Source organism: Streptomyces sp. NPDC127190, from assembly GCF_042672505.1.
In the GTDB taxonomy this organism is placed as follows: domain Bacteria; phylum Actinomycetota; class Actinomycetes; order Streptomycetales; family Streptomycetaceae; genus Streptomyces.
In genome coordinates, this window is sequence record NZ_JBHXVE010000010.1 from 144,703 (window position 1) to 164,401 (window position 19,699).

Sequence of the window (19,699 nt, forward strand, 5' to 3'; positions counted from 1 at the left end):
TGGCCCCCCGCCTGGCGGGCACGGCACCCTGCCGTCCGGGGGGCTGTGGGGGACGAATTAGGCTCCGGCCCCATGGACGTACTCATCCATCTCTTCGTCGGCCTGCACATCATCGGTATCGCCGCGCTGCTCGGCGGTTTCCTCACCCAGATGAAGGCGATGGGCCAGGGCACGGCCCGGTTCGTCCCCGGGATGCTGCACGGCGCGCTGACCATGCTGGTCACCGGCGTGGCCCTGGTCGGCCTGAACCAGGCCCAGGGCGCGCACATCAACACCATCAAGATCGGCATCAAGCTGGCGCTGCTGATCGTGATCCTCGGCCTGGTCTATGTGAAGCGCGACGAGGAGACGATCGACAAGGGCCAGTTCGGCCTGGTCGGCGCCCTCACGGCGACGAACGTGTTCATCGCCGTGCTGTGGACCTGACGGCCGCCGGTGCCATGAAGCGAGTCGCGCGCCCCGGTCGTCACCGGTCAGCCCGGGCGCACCACGCTGTGGACGAGTGACTCACCCCAGCGGTACACGGAGTCCTCACGGATGTACGCGCCCGGCTCGGGGGAGTGGATCATCATGCCGTTGCCCGTGCAGAGGCCGACGTGGCTGCTGTCGTCGTAGAAGAAGACCAGGTCACCGGGGCGGGCGTCGGCGAGCGGCACGGGCGTGCCGGCGGCCGCCTGGTCCCGGGCGGAGCGCGGAAGGGTGACGCCGGCGGCCTTCCAGGCGGCCTGGGTGAGGCCGGAGGCGTCGTAGGAGCCGGGGCCGCTGGCGCCGGACACGTACGGCCTGCCGATCTGGGCGCGGGCGAAGGCGACCGCCAGCTCGGCCCGGGTGACCTGGGCCCCGTACGCCGGACCGGCACCCTCCGCCCGTTTCCGCCCCGCGAGCGCGGCCGAGCGGGCGTCCGCCTCGGCGGTCAGCCGGAACAGCAGCTCCCGCGCGGTGGCGAGCTTGCGCTGGACGGCGGCCTTGGCGGTCTTCACGTCGTACGGGGCGGCGGCCGGTGTCGCCGTGCCCCGGTCGGCGGCAGCCGGTATCGGCGTGCCCCGGTTGGCGACAGCCGATGCCAGCGCGCCCCGGTCGGCCATCGCGCGCGTGCCAGGGCGCTCGCCCCGCGGACCCGCATCGGTGACCTCGCCGAGCGCGTCCCGGCCCGCGTCCCGGCCGCGCGCGTTCCCGCCGGCGGTGGCCCTGGTCCGCTCCGCCGCGTCCTTCACGCGCGAGGCCAGCCGGTTCATCACCCGGCTCGGCGCGAAGTGGTCCTGCGGGAACTCATCGAGCAGCGAAGCGGCCACGTCCGGCGCAGCGGCGAACGGCACCAGGCCCGCGCGGGCCCGGGCGTGCCGCCCCGCGGGCCGGGCGCCCCCCGCGCGCGGGTCGTCCTGGCCCGGGTCGTCCCGGCGCGCTTCCGCCGCGTGCGCCGGTCGCCGCGCGGCCGACGCCTCCGCGGAAGCGGCATGGGCCCCCTGCCGGGCGGCTCCCGGCTCCTCGAAGCGGGTGCCCTGCCGGGCGGCTCCCCGCTCCTCGAAGGGCGCCCCCTGCCGGGCAGCCTCCGCCGCCTCCGCGCGGGCGCGCTGGCGGGCGGCCGCCGACTCCTGCGAGCGTGCGCGCTGCCGGGCCGCCGGTTCCGCCTCCGCGGCCGAGTCGGCGCGGCGGTAGAACTCGTCGATCTTCTTCTCGATCTCCTCCAGGCTGGGCCTGCCGTCGGGGGCGGGGACGGCCTCGGCCGTCTGGGACAGGACGGCCACGGAGGTGAACGCGGCGGTGGCCAGGGCGGGGCCGCGCAGGCCCGGTCCATGGGTGCCGCCGGGCCACGGCTTGCGGTGCGACGCCAAAAGAGGCGACTCCTTCCAACACGCCGCCTACCGGGTTAGCTGTCGGGTTCGGGCGGGTGCTTCGGAAGGGTTGCCCTACGGCGTCGTCCCGGGCGGGAGGTCGGCCGATTCACCCCAGGATCGGTGGGTCCCCGGCTCCGGTGCACCCTGCGGGGCGCGCCGGATTCGGCGGAGGCCGCGCGGCCCGGCGAGGTTCGCCGGAGAGGGGTCGTGCGGCCTGACGGCAACCTAGCCAACTCGTGTGCGTCCTGTGAAGGTTGGTGCGAGGTATGTCCGATACATTTCCGTGACCTGGGGGCACTTGTCTACGCGCGTGAGCAGGCGCTTCCGCAGCGTGAGCGGTCGGCGGGCGCCCCGCGGGCCGTGATCGGCGGGGTCGTCGGTCGGCCGGGTTCCGGGGACGGCGACCGGTTGTCGGTGGGGCACCCTAGACTCGGAGAGCGATGAGCAGCCTCTTTGACGACAGCTTCCTGGCGGACCTCCAGCCCCCGCGTGGGCACGAGGAGGAGCCCCCGCCGCCGACCGAGGACGATCACGCTCCGGAGCCGCTTCCGGACGATCTGTTCGGCGGGAAGTTCGACGTGCCGCCGGACCGGGATTCCTACTACCGCGACGGCGCCCCGCGTCCCGCCATCGACTCGGCGGCCCTCCTGGAGGGGCTGAACGAGAACCAGCGCGCCGCGGTCGTGCACGCCGGCTCCCCGCTGCTCATCGTCGCCGGCGCCGGCTCCGGCAAGACCCGCGTGCTCACCCACCGCATCGCCCACCTGCTCGGCGAGCGGCATGTCCACCCCGGCCAGATCCTCGCGATCACCTTCACCAACAAGGCCGCGGGCGAGATGAAGGAGCGCGTGGAGCAGCTCGTCGGCCCGCGCGCGAACGCGATGTGGGTGATGACCTTCCACAGCGCGTGCGTGCGCATCCTGCGCCGCGAGTCGAAGAAGCTCGGCTTCACCTCGTCGTTCTCGATCTACGACGCCGCCGACAGCAAGCGCCTGATGGCCCTGGTCTGCCGCGACCTGGACCTCGACCCCAAGCGCTTCCCGCCGAAGTCCTTCAGCGCCAAGATCAGCAACCTGAAGAACGAGCTGATCGACGAGGAGGACTTCGCCGCCCAGGCCACCGACGGCTTCGAGAAGACCCTCGCCCAGGCCTACGCGCTCTACCAGTCGCGGCTGCGCGAGGCCAACGCGCTCGACTTCGACGACCTGATCATGACGACGGTCAACCTGCTGCGCGCCTTCCCCGACGTCGCCGAGCACTACCGCCGCCGCTTCCGGCACGTCCTGGTGGACGAGTACCAGGACACCAACCACGCCCAGTACGCGCTGGTGCGCGAACTGGTCGGCACCGGGGAACACGACGAGGACGTCCCGCCCGGCGAGTACGACATCCCGCCCGCCGAGCTGTGCGTCGTGGGTGACGCGGACCAGTCGATCTACGCCTTCCGCGGTGCGACGATCCGCAACATCCTCCAGTTCGAGGAGGACTACCCGAACGCGACCACGATCCTGCTGGAGCAGAACTACCGCTCCACACAGACCATCCTGTCCGCCGCCAACGCGGTCATCGAGCGCAACGAGTCCCGCCGCCCGAAGAACCTGTGGACCAACGCCGGCCAGGGCGCCCGGATCACCGGCTATGTCGCCGACACCGAGCACGACGAGGCCCAGTTCGTCGCCGACGAGATAGACCGCCTCACGGACGCGGGCGAGGCACGCGCGGGAGACGTCGCCGTCTTCTACCGCACCAACGCCCAGTCCCGTGTCTTCGAAGAGGTCTTCATCCGCGTCGGCCTGCCCTACAAGGTCGTCGGCGGCGTCCGCTTCTACGAGCGCAAGGAGGTCCGGGACGTCCTCGCCTACCTGCGGGTGCTCGCCAACCCGGAGGACTCGGTGCCGCTGCGCCGGATCCTCAACGTCCCCAAGCGGGGCATCGGCGAGCGCGCCGAGGCGATGGTCGACGCCCTCGCCCAGCGCGAGAAGATCAGCTTCCCGCAGGCACTGAAGCGGGTGGACGAGGCGTACGGCATGGCCGCGCGCTCCACCAACGCGGTCAAGCGGTTCAACACGCTGATGGAGGATCTGCGCACGATCGTCGAGTCCGGCGCCGGACCCGCGACCGTCCTGGAGGCGGTGCTCGAACGCACCGGCTACCTGGCCGAGTTGCAGGCCTCCACCGACCCGCAGGACGAGACCCGGATCGAGAACCTCCAGGAGCTCGCCTCCGTCGCCCTGGAGTTCGAGCAGGAGCGCGGCGAGGAGGAGCGGGGGACGCTCGCCGACTTCCTGGAGCAGGTCGCCCTGGTCGCCGACTCCGACCAGATCCCCGACGAGGAGGACGGCGACGGCGTCATCACCCTGATGACCCTGCACACCGCCAAGGGCCTGGAGTTCCCGGTCGTGTTCCTGACCGGCATGGAGGACGGCGTCTTCCCGCACATGCGCGCCCTCGGCCAGACCAAGGAGCTGGAGGAGGAGCGGCGCCTGGCGTACGTCGGCATCACGCGCGCGCGGGAGCGGCTGTATCTCACGCGGTCGGCGATGCGCAGCGCCTGGGGTCAGCCGTCGTACAACCCGCCCTCCCGCTTCCTGGAGGAGATCCCGCCCACCCATGTGGAGTGGAAGCGGACCGGGGCGACCGCGCCGGTCTCGTCCGGGGTGGCGGCCTCGCTGTCCACCACCCGCTCCCGCTCCTCGGCGTCGGGTGCCTCCGGATTCGCCACCCGGCGCGCCTCCGAGAAGCCGGTGGTGTCCCTGGCGGTCGGCGACCGGGTCACGCACGACCAGTTCGGACTCGGCACGGTCGTCGCCGTGTCCGGCGTGGGCGACAAGGCCCAGGCGACCATCGACTTCGGCGACGGCAAGGCCAAGCGGCTGCTGCTGCGGTACGCGCCGGTCGAGAAGCTCTAGCAGGACGGCACCGGCGGCCGTCCGTCCGGTGCCTTACGTCGCACCGGGGGCCCTCCGTCCGGTGCCCTACGTCGGGTCCAGGCCGTGGCTGCGCAGCCACGGCAGGGGGTCTATGGCCGCCCCGCCCGCCGGCCGCACCTCGAAGTGCAGGTGCGGGCCGGTGGAGTTGCCCGAGTTGCCGGAGTAGGCGATCGGATCGCCGGCCTTCACGGTCGTACCGGAGGGGACGCGATAGCTGGACAGGTGGCAGTACCAGGTCTGCGTGCCGTCCTTCGCCGTCAGGATCAGCATGTTGCCGTAGGCGCTGTTCCACTTGGTGGTGACGGTGCCGTCGGTGGCGGCCATCACCGTGGTGCCGTAGGCGACGGGGAAGTCGATGCCGGTGTGCACCGACATCCAGTTCACGCCCGCCTGCCCGAAGTAGGCGCTGAGCCCCTTCTGCGTCACCGGCAGCACGAACTTGGGCCGCAGCCGCTCCTTGAGCGCGGCCTCCGCGGCCGCCTTCTTCTTCTGGAGCTCCTGCTGGTTCTTGAGGTCGATCCGCTCCTGGGTACGGCTCGCCCGGTCGGCGAAGTCGTCGGCGCCGGCGGAGAGCGTCCGCAGCTGGGTGTCCAGCTTGCTGTTGGCGACCGAGGGCGCAACCGCGTGCGCGTCCGAGGCCGTGGCGGTGGTGTCCTTGCCGCCGTCGTCCGTCAGCGCGCCGACGGAGGCGGCGGCGATCCCGGCGACCCCCATCACACACGCGGAGGGCACGGCGATGGTCAGCAGCGCGGAGCGCTTGGCGGGCGTACGGCGCCGGGAACGCGCCCCGCCGCGCGCACCCGCGCGGGTCACCGGCGCCGGGGTGACCTCTTCCTGCTCCTCCAACAGCCCGGGCTGCTCGGGGAGTTCGTCCGCGGCGGGATCGTCGTACGCCACCTGCTCGAACGTCGCCGTGGGCTGCTGGTCGAACGGTTCGGCACCCTGCTCGGGCTCCGCCGGTACGGCCGTCTGCTCGGCCGGGTTCCACTGGGTGGCGTCGTACGCGCCGGTGTCGAAGGCCTGGGTGCCCCACTCCCACTGCTGGGTGGCGTCGGCGGCGCCGGACTGCTCGGGCTGGAGCCAGGCGCTCGCGTCCCACTCACCGCTGACGTCGTTGCCCGTGGCCTGCGCGGGGAAGGTCCAGGCGGTGCTGTCGTAGGCGCCGGAGTCGTAGCCGGTGTGGTGCTGGGCCGCGTACGCGTCGTGGGCCGGGACCTGGCCGGTGCCGGTCTGCCACTGCGTGGTGTCGTACGCGCCGGTGGAGTGCGGGTCGCCGGGGAGGCTGCCGAAGAGCGGGTCCGTGTCGAAGGCCGTGCCGTTCCCGGCCCCGGCGGGAAATCCGGTGGCGCCGTGGCCGCCGTACGTGGTGAGGTCGTCGTAATGGACTTCCGGTGTCCCGTACGGCGCGTAGTGCGCGGTCGAGGCGTCGGAAGCCGGGGCCGGGGTGGTCATGGTCCCCGACGGGTGACGGTCGTTCACCAACTTCTCTTTCGCCTCGACAACAGGGGCTGCCAGAGCAGTGCGGCGACTGTACCCGGCGGTATACGGGCGCGACAATCTTCGGCTGGTTTCGAGGTGGCGGGAAACGGGCAATCGGCCGTGTTTCGGGGGAGGCCGGACGCGACCTTGGCCTTCTGTTCGATGAGCGTTCGAGGTCGGGTGACCGTGCGTCACCGGCGGGCCGGTGCCGGACCGCGTCTCAGGCCACCGTCAGACCGCCCGCGCTCAGGTCCCCGGCGGGTGCCGAGTCGAGGGCCTCGCGTATCCCCGCCGCGACGGCCGGGTGCACCGGCAGGGCGAGATGCCCGATGCCGGAGACCCGGATGTTCTGCGCGTCCAGATCGGGATGGTCCAGGCAGGCCGTCTCCAGCGGCTCCATGATGGAGTCCAGGTCGCTCCAGAAGCTGACGAAGCGGGTACGGCAGCCGGGCGCGGGCCGGGCCAGCTCCTCGATGACCGCGGAGCCCGGCCGCATCTGGCGCACGATCGGATGGGCGTCGGCCAGCGGCGCCACCCGGGTCCCGGAGTGCGGCGTGCCGAGGGTGACCAGCATGCGCACCCGCAGATCGCCGCCGAGGCACTGCACGTAGTACCGCGCGATCAGGCCGCCGAGGCTGTGCCCCACGATGTCGACCTGCGCGCTGCCGGTGCGCTCGCACAGCTCCTCGATGTGCCGCCCGAGCAGCTCCGCCGCGGTGCGGATGTCCCGGGTCAGCGGAGAGTAGTTGAGCGATTCCACCCGCTGCCGGCCGTGCTGGGCGAGATGGCGGCGGAGCAGCACGAACACCGAGCGGTTGTCGATGAAGCCGTGCAGCAGCACCACCGGCGGTCCCGGCCGCACCGGCAGCTGTGCCGTGCCGTCCGCGGCGGGCGGGCCGGCCGGGCGGCGCTCCTGGGACAGGCCGGTCGGATACAGCAGCAGATGTCCGGTCAGGATCGCGGCCTCGAGGGCGGTCGCCTTGAGCAGCGCCACGGAGAGTCCGGCCAGTCTGCCCGGCCACAGCCGACGGCACAGCGGGAGGAACAGCGGCACTACCCCGGTGACCTTCATGGCCGACCTCCTGTCGGCACGCCGGGGGACGGCCCGCTCCCCCGTGTGCCCTCATGTCCCACCATGTGATTTCCCCCTCGGTGCCCCCCGTAAAACTGCCGGTTGCGGGATGCTGTGGATAACGTTCGTTCACTTCGTGACGGTGGCGGAACGCATCAAAAGTGCGGTACTTGTCGGTACGGACGGAAGCGATCGCTTCCGTGGTCCTGTGATGGAGGCAGTGATGGGTGTGGCAGCCGGTCCGATCCGCGTGGTGGTCGCCAAGCCGGGGCTCGACGGCCACGACCGCGGCGCCAAGGTCATCGCGCGCGCCCTGCGCGACGGCGGTATGGAGGTCATCTACACCGGGCTCCACCAGACCCCGGAGCAGATCGTCGACACCGCCATCCAGGAGGACGCCGACGCGATCGGTCTGTCCATCCTCTCCGGCGCCCACAACACGCTGTTCGCGGCGGTCATCGACCTGCTCAAGGAGCGCGAGGCCGAGGACATCCTGGTCTTCGGCGGCGGCATCATCCCGGAGGAGGACATCGCGCCGCTGAAGGAGAAGGGCGTCGCGGCCATCTTCACGCCGGGCGCGACGACCACGTCGATCGTGGAGTGGGTGCGGGAGAACGTCCGCCAGCCGGCGGCGTCCGGGAACTGAGCGGGCAGGTCCGGGATGCGGCCGGGAGCCCGGCCGCCGCGGACCGGGCCGGGCCGGCGAGCGGCACCACCGGCCGGCCGGGGCGCGCCGGGAGCTGTGCGGTGCCGTCCGCCGCGGACCGGGCTGCGGACGCGACGGCCGGGCGACGTGATCGCCGGGCTGCGCGAGCCGGAAACCCGGTGCTCGATGGCCGGTGACCGGTACGCACTGCCCGGTGCCCGGTGCCCGGTGCCCGGTGCCCGGTGCTCGGTGCCCGATGGCCGGGACGGCTCACTCGGCCCTCGTCAGCTCCTCGGTCATGGCGGAGCGCAACCGCAGTGTGGTGACCAGCCGCTGGAACGCCTCCGCCCAGTAGCCCCCGGCGCCCGGCGCCGCGTCCTCGCGCTCGTCGGGTATCGCGAGCAGCGCCTGGAGCCGGCCGGCCTCCGCCGGGTCGAGGCAGCGCTCGGCCAGCCCCATCACCCCGCTGAAGCTCCACGGGTAACTCCCGGCGTCCCGGGCGATGTTGAGGGCGTCCACGACGGCCCGGCCGAGCGGGCCGGCCCACGGCACCGCGCACACGCCGAGCAGTTGGAACGCCTCCGACAGGCCGTGCACGGCGATGAACCCGGCGACCCACTCGGCGCGTTCCGCCGGTTCCAGCGCGGCCAGCAGCTTGGCCCGCTCCGCCAGCGACACCGCGCCCGGGCCGCCCGCCTCCGGCGCCGACGGCGAGCCGAGCAGCGCCCGTGACCACTCGGCGTCCCGCTGCCGGACCGCCGCCCGGCACCAGGCCGCGTGCAGCTCGCCCTGCCAGCCGTCCGCCACCGGCAGCGCCACGATCTGCTCGGCCGTGCGCCCGCCGAGCCGCCCCGGCCAGATCCCGAGCGGGGCCGCCTCCACCAGCTGCCCCAGCCACCACGACCGCTCCCCCCGGCCCGTGGGCGGCTTGGCCACGACGCCGTCCCGCTCCATGCCGGCGTCGCACTCGTGCGGCGCCTCCACCACGAGCACCGGAGCGTCCCCGGTACGGTCCACGGCCACGCACGCGGTGGCCCGTACGGCCATGCGCGCGGCCAGCGCCGAACCCGGCAGCGCGGACAGCAGTTCGGCGGCGGTCGCCCGGACGTTGCGGCTGCGGTCGGCCAGCGCCTGCTCCAGGAACGGCTCGTCCGCCGCGGACAGGTTGAGGCGCAGCGAGTCCAGGAACATCAGCCGGTCCTCCGCGCGCTCCGTCGCCCAGGTCGAGGCGAGCAGCTCGCGCGCGTGTGCCGGGGTCCGGGCGCGCAGCGCGCCGAGCAGGGCCACCCGCTCGGCGAACAGCCCTTCCTGCCACAGCCGCCGGGTTCCCTCGTCGTCCTCGGGGCCGGGCAGCGACATGCCGCCGCCGGGGGCCGCGCGCAGGGCGAACCGCCAGTCCGGGTTGAGCCGGGCCAGCCACAGCGCCCGCGGGCCCGCGAACGCCAGCGCCGCCGGGCGCAGATCCGTACGGCCGCGGGCCGCGTCCAGCAGCGCGGGGAGGGTCTGCGGCGGGGCCGCGTACCCCTGTGCGTTGGCTGTCGCGAGCCACTGCGGGAGCAGTTCCGTCAGGTCCGGGGAGCTGCCCCGGCGGCCCCCGGACGCGCCGCCGGACCGGTCGGCGAGCAGCGTCACGAGTCTGCGCTCCGCCGGCGCGGGCAGTGCGGGGCGCGGGTCCTCGGGCGCCCGCTCCGGCCGCCGCGCGGCGCGCCCGGGACGTAGCCCGGCCCGCCGCCGTACGGTCGCCAGGGCGGCCTCGTCCAGCAGGGCGACCGGGGCCGGCCGCCCGGCCGCGCCACGGGCCGCCGGCCGCCGGTCGGTGCCCAGGAGGGCGGCCGTGACCAGGTCGTCCCAGGCGGGGGCGGGTGACGGGCTGGTGGGGGAGAACGCGTTCATGGCCGTCCCTTCCGGTGGGGTGCGCGGTGTCCGCTCGTCTTCGTGGAGGCAGGCCCGGTCAGCACAGCGGCACCGCCTCGCCCGGCCCCTCCGCCCAGGCGGTGAGCGGGGTGAAACCGCGGTGACCGCACTCGCCGAAGACCCGTACCGGCGCGCCGCCGGACAGGGCGACCAGCCGCCACAGGCCGGGGCGGGAGCGGGCGGCCGGGGTCAGCGGCAGCGCGCTGTCGGTGTCGGCGTCGGCCAGCTGCCACCGGTCGCCGTCCTGGACCGGTATCACCCGGTCCAGCGTCACCGGGACCGCCTCCAGCCACGGGTCGTCGCGCAGCGCCGCGCCGTATCGGGCGGCCGCCTCGCCCGTGTCCACCCCCGACGGGCGGAACCCGGCCGGTGCGGGCGCGGTGAACCGCTCGCCCAGTGCGGACCGGGACTGTCCGCCGCCCGGGTACGCGGACAGCTCCGCCTCCAGCGCCAGGCCGACCGGCAGGGACAGCTCCGGGGCGCGGCCGGCCGCGCCGTAGGACAGCAGCAGCCGGGTGTCTCCGGACGCGGCGCCGTGCAGCCAGATCCGGCGCGTCGTCAGTTTCGGGTCCACGGTGTCGTACTGGGCGAGGACCAGCCAGCGGTCGCGCACCGGCGGGCCGTCCGCCGTGCCGGGCAGGCCGATCCGGGCGCGGACCGTGGCCGCGAGCGCGTCCGGCAGCCGGTCGCGGTGCAGCCAGCCCTGGTCCAGCAGGTGCAGCAGCGCGCACTCCTCCAGCAGTCGTGCCGGCCAGCCCGCGCCGGAGGCCGGTATCGCCCCCAACTCCCGTACCCGGGCGGCGAGTCCGGGCGCCTGGGCGTCGACCATGCGGGCCGCCGTCTCGTCCCACAGGCCGTACCCCGCCTGCTCGGCCGCGGCCAGGCCGCCGCGCAGCAGGTCGGCCAGGCGCTGCTCCAGCTCCGTGGCGCCCGCCGTGACCCGCTCGGCACGGCGCTCGGCCCGGCGCCGCGCCGCCTCCGGGTCGGCGGAACCGCCGTCGGCCGACGCCCGACCGTCCTCCCCGTCCTCGCCGTTCTCCCCCTTGTCCCCCTTCTCCGTCCGGCTGCGGCGGCCTGCGAGCCACTGCTCGGCCCAGTCCGGGGGCTGCTGCGCCCGCGGCACCGTGCCGCCCTCGTCCGCCCACAGCAGAAGCAGCCCGAGCGCGTGCTTGCACGGGAACTTACGGCTGGGGCAACTGCACCTGTACGCCGGCCCGGTGAGGTCCACCACCGTCTGGTACGGCTTGCTGCCGCTGCCCTTGCACAGCCCCCACACCGTCTCCTTCCCGCACCCCGTCCCGGACCACGGCCCGGCCGTACCGAGCCTGCTCCCCGCTGTGCGTGACGCGGCGTCAGGCGCCAGTGTCAGTACCTGCTCCACGGTCCAGCGCTCCCCGTGCTCAGTCATGCCACCGACGGTAGGTCCCCCCACTGACAATCGGCCCGGCGAGCGGGTTTGTGCAGGTCAGAGCGATTGTCAGTGGCGTGGTGCACGGTGGATGCCAGACCGAACCGGCCGAGCTGGAGGGGGCCTCAGCCATGACCGTGACCGTGGAACCGACGACCGCTGAAATGCAGCGTGGCGAGGGCGCACAGGTGCTTCGCCCGCATGCCGAGCACGCCTTCGCCGCGGAACTCGCCGCGCTCGCCGCGCAGGACGACCGGCCGCGCCCGGCCCGCTGGAAGCTGTCGCCGTGGGCGGTGGCGACGTACCTGCTCGGCGGCACCCTGCCGGACGGCACGGTGATCACACCGAAGTACGTGGGCCCGCGGCGGATCGTCGAGGTCGCCGTCACCACGCTCGCCACCGACCGGGCGCTGCTCCTGCTGGGCGTGCCCGGCACCGCCAAGACATGGGTGTCGGAGCATCTGGCGGCCGCCGTCAGCGGCGACTCCACGCTGCTCGTGCAGGGCACCGCGGGCACCCCGGAGGAGGCGATCCGGTACGGCTGGAACTACGCGCAGCTGCTCGCGCACGGTCCGAGCCGCGACGCGCTCGTCCCCAGCCCCGTCATGCGGGCCATGGCCGAGGGCATGACGGCCCGGGTGGAGGAGCTGACCCGGATCCCGGCCGATGTGCAGGACACGCTGATCACGATCCTGTCCGAGAAGACCCTGCCCGTCCCCGAGCTGGGCGAGGAGGTCCAGGCGGTCCGCGGCTTCAACCTCATCGCCACCGCCAACGACCGCGACCGGGGCGTCAACGACCTGTCCAGCGCCCTGCGCCGCCGCTTCAACACGGTCGTGCTGCCGCTGCCCGAGAGCGCCGACGCCGAGGTCGACATCGTCACCCGCCGGGTCGAGCAGCTCGGCCGCTCCCTGGACCTGCCGGCCGCGCCCGACGGCATCGAGGAGATCCGCCGGGTGGTGACCGTCTTCCGCGAGCTGCGCGACGGCATCACCGCCGACGGCCGTACGAAGGTGAAGTCGCCGAGCGGCACGCTGTCCACGGCCGAGGCGATCTCGGTCGTCACCAACGGCCTGGCGCTCGCGGCCCACTTCGGCGACGGCGTGCTGCGCCCCGGCGATGTCGCCGCCGGCATTCTCGGTGCCGTCGTCCGTGATCCGGCGGCCGACCGGGTCGTCTGGCAGGAGTACCTGGAGACCGTGGTGCGCGAGCGCGACGGCTGGACCGACTTCTACCGGGCCTGCCGGGAGGTGAGCGCATGACCGGCCCGAGCCGGCCCACCGGATCGGGGGGCGGGCCGCTCCTGCTGGGCGTGCGGCACCACGGGCCGGGTTCCGCGCGCGCGGTGCGGGCCGCGCTGGACGCCGCCCGCCCGGCCGCCGTCCTGATCGAGGGCCCGCCCGAGGCCGACGCGCTGATCCCGCTGGCCGCCGACCCGGGGATGCGGCCGCCGGTCGCGCTTCTCGCCCATGCCGTGGACGAGCCGGGCCGCTCGGCGTTCTGGCCGTTCGCCGAGTTCAGCCCCGAGTGGGTGGCCGTCCGCTGGGCCCTGGAGCACGGGGTCCCGGCCCGCTTCATCGACCTCCCGGCGACCCACACGCTCGCCTGGCAGGACCGGGAGCAGGCAGAGGAGGCCGGGGAGGGTGGGGAGCCCCGCGCCGCCGACGCAGAGGCCGGGGCGGACGCGGCCGGGGCCGCGGAGGACGTCCGGGTCGATCCTCTCGCCGTGCTGGCCGAGGCCGCCGGGTACGACGACCCCGAGCGCTGGTGGGAGGACGTCGTCGAGCACCGGGGCCCCGGCGACCGGGAGCCGTTCGCCCCCTTCGCGGCGCTGGCCGAGGCCATGGAGGCGTTGCGCGAGCGGTACGGCGCGGGCGGGCGCCCCCGGGATCTGGTGCGGGAGGCGCACATGCGGCTCCGGCTCCGCGCGGCCGCCAAGGAGTTCGGCGACGCGGTGGCCGTGGTCTGCGGAGCCTGGCATGTGCCCGCGCTGCGGCAGAGGACCACCGTCACCGCCGACCGCGCCCTGCTCAAGGGGCTGCCCAAGGTCAAGACGGACATGACCTGGGTGCCCTGGACCCACCGCCGGCTGGCCCGGGCGGGCGGATACGGCGCGGGCATCGACTCCCCGGGCTGGTACGGCCATCTGTTCCGGGCCCCCGACCGCCCCGTGGAGCGGTGGCTGACCAAGGTGGCCGGGCTGCTGCGCGAGGAGGACCGGATCGTGTCCTCCGCGCACGTCATCGAGGCCGTACGGCTCGCCGAGACGCTCGCGGCGATGCGCGGCCGCCCGCTGCCCGGCCTGGGTGAGACCACCGACGCGGTGCGCGCGGTGATGTGCGACGGCTCGGACGTGCCGCTGGCGCTGGTGCACGACCGGCTGGTGGTCGGGGACGTCCTCGGCGTGGTCCCGGACGCGGCCCCCGCCGTACCCCTCCAGCGCGACCTGGCCAAGCAGCAGCGCACCCTGCGGCTCAAGCCGGAGGCGCTCGAGCGCGAGCTGGAGCTGGACCTGCGCAAGGAGACCGACACGGCCCGCAGCAGACTGCTGCACCGGCTGCGGCTGCTCGGGATCGACTGGGGCGAGCCGTCCCGGTCCCGGGGGAGCACGGGCACCTTCCGGGAGACCTGGCGGCTGCGCTGGGAGCCGGAGCTGTCGGTGCGGGTGGCCGAGGCGGGAGTCTGGGGGACGACCGTGCTTGCCGCGGCACAAGCGAAGGCGGAGGCCGACGCCACCGCCGCGCGTGCCCTCGCCGAGGTCACCGCCCTCGCCGAGCGGTGCCTGCTGGCCGGCCTGCCGGACGCCCTGCCCGTGGTCATGCGGGTGCTCGCCGACCGGGCGGCCCTCGCCACCGACGTCGGCCACCTCGCCCAGGCGCTGCCCGCCCTGGTCCGCTCGCTGCGCTACGGAGACGTCCGCGGCACCGACACCGGGGCGCTGAGCGGGGTCGCGGCGGGCCTCGCCGAGCGGATCTTCGTCGGCCTGCCACCGGCCTGCGCCGCCCTCGACGCCGACGCGGCGGAGGAGATGCGCGGCCATGTGGACGCCGTGCACACCGCGGTCGCCATGCTGGCGGAGACACCGGCCGCCGGCGGACACGGCGATCTGCGGGGCCGCTGGCGCGCCGTGCTGCGGACGCTGTCGTCGCGGGACAGCGTGCCCGGAGTGGTCCGGGGGCGGGCGGTGCGGCTGCTGCTGGACGACGGGGCGGTGCGGCCCGAGGAGGCGGCGCGGCTCATGGGACTGGCGCTGTCCCCGGGCACCCCGCCCGCCGACGCCGCCGCCTGGATCGAGGGCTTCGTCGGCGGCGGGGGCGGGATGCTGCTGGTGCACGACGAGCGGCTGCTGGGCCTGGTCGACAGCTGGCTGACGGCCGTACCGGCGGAGGCGTTCGTCGACGTGCTGCCGCTGCTGCGGCGCACCTTCGCGGCGTACGACCCCGGTGTGCGCCGCACGCTCGGCGAGCTGGTCCGGCGCGGACCCGGGGCGCCGGACGGGCGGCCGGCCGGGACCGCCCCGGCACCGGGCTTCGCCGCCGAGCCCGACACCGAGCGCGCGGACGCGGTGCTGCCGGTGCTGCGGCTGCTGCTGGGCCTGGACGGGGAGCCGGCGACAAGGGACGACAACAGCTTTGCGGGGGTGGGGACATGACGACGAGCGAACCGGCGGCGACGGCGCTGGAGGCGGGCGGTGACCCGGCGCGGGAGCGGCTGCGGCGCTGGCGGCTGGTGCTCGGCGGCGACCAGGCCGACGGCACCGGATGCGCGCTGTCCGGCCGGGACGCCGCGATGGACGGCACACTCGCCGCGCTCTACGGCAAGGGGGACAGACCGCAGGCGGGGCGGGACCGTGCGGCGGGGCTCGGGGCGTCGGCGCCGTCCGTGGCGCGCTGGCTCGGGGACATCCGCACCTACTTCCCGTCCTCCGTCGTCCAGGTCATGCAGCGCGACGCCATCGACCGGCTGGGGCTCGCCTCGCTGCTGCTGGAACCGGAGATGCTGGAGGCGGTCGAGGCCGACGTCCATCTGGTCGGCACCCTGCTCTCGCTCAACCAGGCCATGCCGGAGACGACCAGGGAGACGGCGCGCGCGGTGGTGCGCAAGGTGGTCGAGGAGCTGGAGAAGCGGCTCGCGACCCGCACCCGGGCCACGCTCACCGGCGCCCTCGACCGCAGCGCCCGGGTGCACCGCCCGCGCCATCACGACATCGACTGGAACCGCACCATCGCGGCCAACCTCAAGCACTACCTCCCCGAGCACCGCACGGTCGTACCGGAGCGGCTCATCGGCTACGGGCGGGCGGCGCGATCGGTGAAGAAGGAGGTCGTCCTCTGCATCGACCAGTCCGGTTCGATGGCCGCGTCCGTGGTCTACGCGTCGGTGTTCGGCGCGGTCCTCGCCTCCATGCGGTCGATCAGCACCCGGCTGGTCGTCTTCGACACCGCGGTGGTCGACCTCACCGACCAGCTGGACGACCCGGTCGACGTGCTCTTCGGCACCCAGCTGGGCGGGGGCACGGACATCAACCGGGCGCTCGCCTACTGCCAGGCGCAGATCACCCGGCCCGCCGAGACCGTGGTGGTGCTGATCAGCGACCTGTACGAGGGCGGCATCCGCGACGAGATGCTCAAGCGGGTCGCGGCGATGAAGGCGTCCGGCGTGCAGTTCGTGGCGCTGCTGGCGCTGTCCGACGAGGGCGCGCCCGCCTACGACAGGGAGCACGCGGCGGCGCTCGCGGCGCTCGGCGCGCCGGCCTTCGCCTGCACCCCGGATCTGTTCCCGGAGGTGATGGCGGCGGCCCTGGAAAAGCGGCCGCTGCCGATACCGGACCCGGCGTGACGCGGCTCCGCAGCGGCAGGAGGCCGCCGCGGCGGGTGCACCCGGACGGCCGAACGCCCTCGGCCCGTGCGGAGCAGATCACTGCGATTCACATGGATTACGGCACCCTGTGTCAGGAAACCCGGCATCATGTGACAGGTATCACCGCTCGGGTGTGACCCGCGATTTAGAGGGCCCCCGCAAGCAGAGATAACCTGCGAGACGGACATGCCGCGCGCTCGGACACCGTGTGCGCCTCCCTTGTGACAAGCGGACGTCACGTTGCCCTTCGCGGCACGCCCACGCATCCAACGAACCGCGAGATCACTGATAGGGACGGAAGCGCGTGGACCTGTTCGAGTACCAGGCGAGGGACCTCTTCGCCAAGCACGATGTACCGGTGCTGGCCGGTGAAGTCATCGACACGCCTGAGGCGGCCCGCGCAGCCACCGAGCGCCTCGGTGGCAAGTCTGTCGTCAAGGCCCAGGTGAAGGTCGGTGGCCGCGGCAAGGCCGGCGGCGTCAAGCTGGCCGCCTCCACGGACGAGGCCGTCAAGCACGCCGAGAACATCCTCGGCATGGACATCAAGGGCCACACGGTCCACAAGGTGATGATCGCCGAGACGGCTCCGGAGATCGTCGAGGAGTACTACGTCTCCTTCCTCCTGGACCGCGCCAACCGCACCTTCCTCTCCATCGCCTCCGTCGAGGGCGGCATGGAGATCGAGGAGGTGGCGGCCACCCGCCCCGAGGCCGTCGCCAAGACGCCGATCGACGCCATCGACGGCGTGGACGAGGCGAAGGCCCGTGAGATCGTCGAGGCCGCGAAGTTCCCGGCCGAGGTCGCCGACAAGGTCGTGAACGTCCTCGTCCGCCTGTGGGACACCTTCATCAAGGAAGACGCCCTCCTGGTCGAGGTCAACCCGCTGGCCAAGGTCGCCTCCGGTGACGTCATCGCCCTCGACGGCAAGGTGTCGCTGGACGACAACGCCGAGTTCCGTCACGAGTGGGACGAGCTCCACGACAAGGCTGCCGCCAACCCGCTCGAGGCGGCCGCCAAGGAGAAGGGCCTCAACTACGTCAAGCTCGACGGCGAGGTCGGCATCATCGGCAACGGCGCGGGTCTCGTCATGAGCACCCTGGACGTCGTCGCGTACGCCGGTGAGAACCACGGTGGCGTCAAGCCCGCCAACTTCCTGGACATCGGCGGTGGCGCCTCCGCCCAGGTGATGGCGAACGGCCTGGAGATCATCCTGGGCGACCCGGACGTCAAGTCCGTCTTCGTGAACGTCTTCGGTGGCATCACCGCCTGTGACGAGGTCGCCAACGGCATCGTGCAGGCCCTGAAGCTCCTCGAGGACCGCGGCGAGAACGTCACCAAGCCGCTCGTCGTCCGCCTCGACGGCAACAACGCCGAGCTGGGCCGGCAGATCCTCACCGACGCCAACCACCCGCTGGTGCAGCGCGTCGACACCATGGACGGCGCGGCCGACAAGGCCGCCGAGCTGGCCCACGCCGCCAAGTAAGCACTCAGGACGAGGACACCAACACACCATGGCTATCTGGCTCAACAAGGACAGCAAGGTCATCGTCCAGGGCATGACCGGCGCCACCGGCATGAAGCACACCAAGCTCATGCTCGGGGACGGCACGAACGTCGTGGGCGGCGTGAACCCGCGCAAGGCGGGTCAGACCGTGGACTTCGACGGCACCGAGGTACCCGTCTTCGGGACGGTCGCCGAGGCCGTCGAGAAGACCGGCGCCAACGTCTCCGTCATCTTCGTGCCGGAGAAGTTCACCAAGGACGCGGTCGTCGAGGCCATCGACGCCGAGATCCCGCTGGCCGTCGTGATCACCGAGGGCATCGCCGTGCACGACTCGGCGAACTTCTGGGCGTACGCCGGCAAGAAGGGCAACAAGACCCGGATCATCGGCCCGAACTGCCCCGGCATCATCACCCCGGGCCAGTCGAACGTCGGCATCATCCCGGGCGACATCACCAAGCCGGGCCGCATCGGCCTGGTCTCGAAGTCCGGCACGCTGACGTACCAGATGATGTACGAGCTGCGTGACATCGGCTTCTCGACCGCCGTCGGCATCGGTGGCGACCCGATCATCGGCACCACGCACATCGACGCGCTCGCCGCGTTCGAGGCCGACCCCGACACCGAGCTGATCGTCATGATCGGTGAGATCGGTGGCGACGCCGAGGAGCGTGCCGCGGACTTCATCGCGAAGAACGTGACCAAGCCGGTCGTCGGCTACGTCGCGGGCTTCACGGCGCCCGAGGGCAAGACCATGGGTCACGCCGGCGCCATCGTCTCCGGCTCCTCCGGCACCGCACAGGCCAAGAAGGAGGCCCTGGAGGCCGCCGGCGTCAAGGTCGGCAAGACGCCGACCGAGACGGCGAAGCTGGCTCGGGAGATCCTGAGCGCCTGAGCGTCGCAGCAGTAGAACGCCGGTAGGCCCGTCCCGCTTCCCCGGGACGGGCCTACCGGCGTATCGGCAGCCCCCGGCAGCCCCCCGGCAGCCCCATGGGGCCCCATGGGAGGCACAACCGGCCCTCACCACGCCTCCGGCAGCACCCTCTCCCGCCCGCCCGGCGCCGCGCGCAGCTTCGCCCGCAGGGCCTGCTGCTCGCGCGACAGCGGCCCCAGGGCGACCGGCGCCGGAACACCCCGCACCGCCTGCGCCGGGGCGATCGGCGCCTCGTAGTGCGTCGGCGCCGTCCGCAGCGTGAGCGTCGTCGCGCCGATGATCGTCACCGTGAACGCGATCGCCGCCCGCGTCCAGAACGCGTTCCGGCGTTCGCACTCCCGCCGTACCGGCTCCGCCCGCGCCGCGCGCAGCCGCTCCGTGGAGGCCAGCTCGGCGAGCCGCCGGTGCAGCAGCGCGGTGTCGGCCAGCTCCGGCACCCGCGCGGCCACCGCCTCGCGCGCATGGGTCAGCCGGTTGGCGGCCGCCGGAGTGCTGGCCTCCGTCTCCGCCGCCGTCTCCGGCAGATCGAGGCCCACCCCGTCGTACAGCACGAGGGTGCGGCGGTAGGAGGGCGGGAGCCGGAGCAGGGCGTGCAGCAGCGCCCGGTCCGCCGGGTCGGCGGGCGGTGGCTCCGGGGCGCGGTAGCGCGGGCGGAAGCGGTGCCAGGGGGAGAGCGCGCAGTCGTACGCCACCGCCCGCACCCACCCCGCCGGGTCCCGGTCCGCGGCCACTTCGGGCCAGCGCTGCCAGGCGAGCTGGAAGGCCCGCTCCACGGCCTCGCGGGCCAGTTCGCGCCGCCCGGTGAGCAGATAGGTCTGGCGTACGAGGGCGGGGGCGCAGAAGGCGTACAGCGCGTCGAAGGCCTGAGCGGGCGTCAGCGGCGCCGGACCCTCCGCCTCCGGCGCCGACGGCTCCTGATCCCGTGTCAGAGAGCGGGCCGCGCGCAGGCGTCGGCGTTCCTTCGGCGGCGGCAGCGGGCCGGCAGTGCTCTGCGTCGTCACCGTGCGGCACCGTCCTTCCGTGCGAAAAAGAACATAAACGTATATTGAGCGACACATCGGGGGTTCGCCTGTTACGACGGGAAAGCGCGTGTCGTTGGGAGCATGGCGGGGTGACCCAG

At 73.6% G+C, this 19,699-nt stretch carries 14 protein-coding genes and 1 riboswitch; of the genes, 8 read left to right on the forward strand and 6 right to left on the reverse strand.

Annotation, left to right across the window (positions count from 1 at the left end; all coding sequences use genetic code 11):
• Positions 1–72: 72 nt before the first annotated feature.
• On the forward strand, positions 73–426 hold the full coding sequence (locus tag ACFVIU_RS17820; RefSeq protein WP_385843430.1) for a hypothetical protein: 354 nt from the start codon (positions 73–75) through the stop codon (positions 424–426).
• Positions 427–473: 47 nt separating this feature from the next.
• Here ACFVIU_RS17820 and ACFVIU_RS17825 read toward each other — a convergent pair whose 3' ends face one another.
• Positions 474–1,832 carry an NlpC/P60 family protein gene (locus ACFVIU_RS17825; RefSeq protein WP_385843431.1) on the reverse strand — a complete coding sequence of 453 codons (1,359 nt, stop codon included), beginning with the start codon at positions 1,830–1,832 and terminating at the stop codon, positions 474–476.
• Positions 1,833–1,839: 7 nt separating this feature from the next.
• Positions 1,840–2,013, reverse strand: a riboswitch (cyclic di-AMP (ydaO/yuaA leader).
• A gap of 262 nt (positions 2,014–2,275) precedes the next feature.
• Here ACFVIU_RS17825 and pcrA point away from each other — a divergent pair.
• A complete protein-coding gene (gene pcrA / locus ACFVIU_RS17830; protein ID WP_385843432.1) occupies positions 2,276–4,744 on the forward strand; it encodes a DNA helicase PcrA in 2,469 nt (822 codons plus the stop codon).
• 66 nt (positions 4,745–4,810) lie between these two features.
• On the opposite strand, the gene ACFVIU_RS17835 is transcribed toward pcrA, so the two are convergent.
• Both ACFVIU_RS17835 and ACFVIU_RS17840 read right to left on the reverse strand, forming a co-directional pair.
• Positions 4,811–6,244, reverse strand: a complete 1,434-nt coding sequence (locus tag ACFVIU_RS17835; protein WP_385843434.1) for a peptidoglycan DD-metalloendopeptidase family protein — start codon at positions 6,242–6,244, stop codon at positions 4,811–4,813.
• Positions 6,245–6,464: 220 nt separating this feature from the next.
• Positions 6,465–7,316 (reverse strand): esterase/lipase family protein, encoded by an 852-nt coding sequence (locus ACFVIU_RS17840; RefSeq protein ID WP_385843435.1) that lies wholly within the window; start codon positions 7,314–7,316, stop codon positions 6,465–6,467.
• Positions 7,317–7,539: 223 nt separating this feature from the next.
• On the opposite strand from ACFVIU_RS17840, the gene ACFVIU_RS17845 reads away from it, so the two are divergent.
• Entirely contained in the window at positions 7,540–7,962 is a 423-nt protein-coding gene (locus tag ACFVIU_RS17845; RefSeq protein WP_385843437.1) for a cobalamin B12-binding domain-containing protein, read from the forward strand.
• A gap of 270 nt (positions 7,963–8,232) precedes the next feature.
• Here ACFVIU_RS17845 and ACFVIU_RS17850 read toward each other — a convergent pair whose 3' ends face one another.
• Both ACFVIU_RS17850 and ACFVIU_RS17855 read right to left on the reverse strand, forming a co-directional pair.
• Positions 8,233–9,855, reverse strand: a complete 1,623-nt coding sequence (locus ACFVIU_RS17850) for a DUF5691 domain-containing protein (RefSeq protein WP_385843438.1) — start codon at positions 9,853–9,855, stop codon at positions 8,233–8,235.
• A 58-nt stretch (positions 9,856–9,913) separates the two neighbouring features.
• Positions 9,914–11,284 (reverse strand): SWIM zinc finger domain-containing protein, encoded by a 1,371-nt coding sequence (locus tag ACFVIU_RS17855; protein ID WP_385843440.1) that lies wholly within the window; start codon positions 11,282–11,284, stop codon positions 9,914–9,916.
• 131 nt (positions 11,285–11,415) lie between these two features.
• Between ACFVIU_RS17855 and ACFVIU_RS17860 the strand changes: the two genes are divergently transcribed.
• From ACFVIU_RS17860 to sucD, 5 genes are all read left to right on the forward strand, one after another.
• Complete coding sequence (locus ACFVIU_RS17860; protein WP_385843441.1) at positions 11,416–12,546, forward strand: AAA family ATPase; 1,131 nt, start codon at positions 11,416–11,418, stop codon at positions 12,544–12,546.
• On the forward strand, positions 12,543–14,936 hold the full coding sequence (locus ACFVIU_RS17865; protein WP_385843443.1) for a DUF5682 family protein: 2,394 nt from the start codon (positions 12,543–12,545) through the stop codon (positions 14,934–14,936). Before ACFVIU_RS17860 ends, ACFVIU_RS17865 begins: the two co-directional genes overlap by 4 nt.
• Positions 14,933–16,123 (forward strand): VWA domain-containing protein, encoded by a 1,191-nt coding sequence (locus ACFVIU_RS17870; RefSeq protein ID WP_385843444.1) that lies wholly within the window; start codon positions 14,933–14,935, stop codon positions 16,121–16,123. Before ACFVIU_RS17865 ends, ACFVIU_RS17870 begins: the two co-directional genes overlap by 4 nt.
• A 325-nt stretch (positions 16,124–16,448) precedes the next feature.
• Positions 16,449–17,627, forward strand: a complete 1,179-nt coding sequence (gene sucC / locus ACFVIU_RS17875) for an ADP-forming succinate--CoA ligase subunit beta (protein ID WP_385843446.1) — start codon at positions 16,449–16,451, stop codon at positions 17,625–17,627.
• A 28-nt stretch (positions 17,628–17,655) separates the two neighbouring features.
• Positions 17,656–18,540: a succinate--CoA ligase subunit alpha gene (sucD, locus tag ACFVIU_RS17880; protein WP_385843448.1), complete on the forward strand. Its 885-nt coding sequence runs from the start codon at positions 17,656–17,658 to the stop codon at positions 18,538–18,540.
• A 125-nt stretch (positions 18,541–18,665) separates the two neighbouring features.
• On the opposite strand, the gene ACFVIU_RS17885 is transcribed toward sucD, so the two are convergent.
• Complete coding sequence (locus ACFVIU_RS17885; RefSeq protein ID WP_385843449.1) at positions 18,666–19,637, reverse strand: RNA polymerase sigma factor; 972 nt, start codon at positions 19,635–19,637, stop codon at positions 18,666–18,668.
• Positions 19,638–19,699 lie beyond the last annotated feature (62 nt).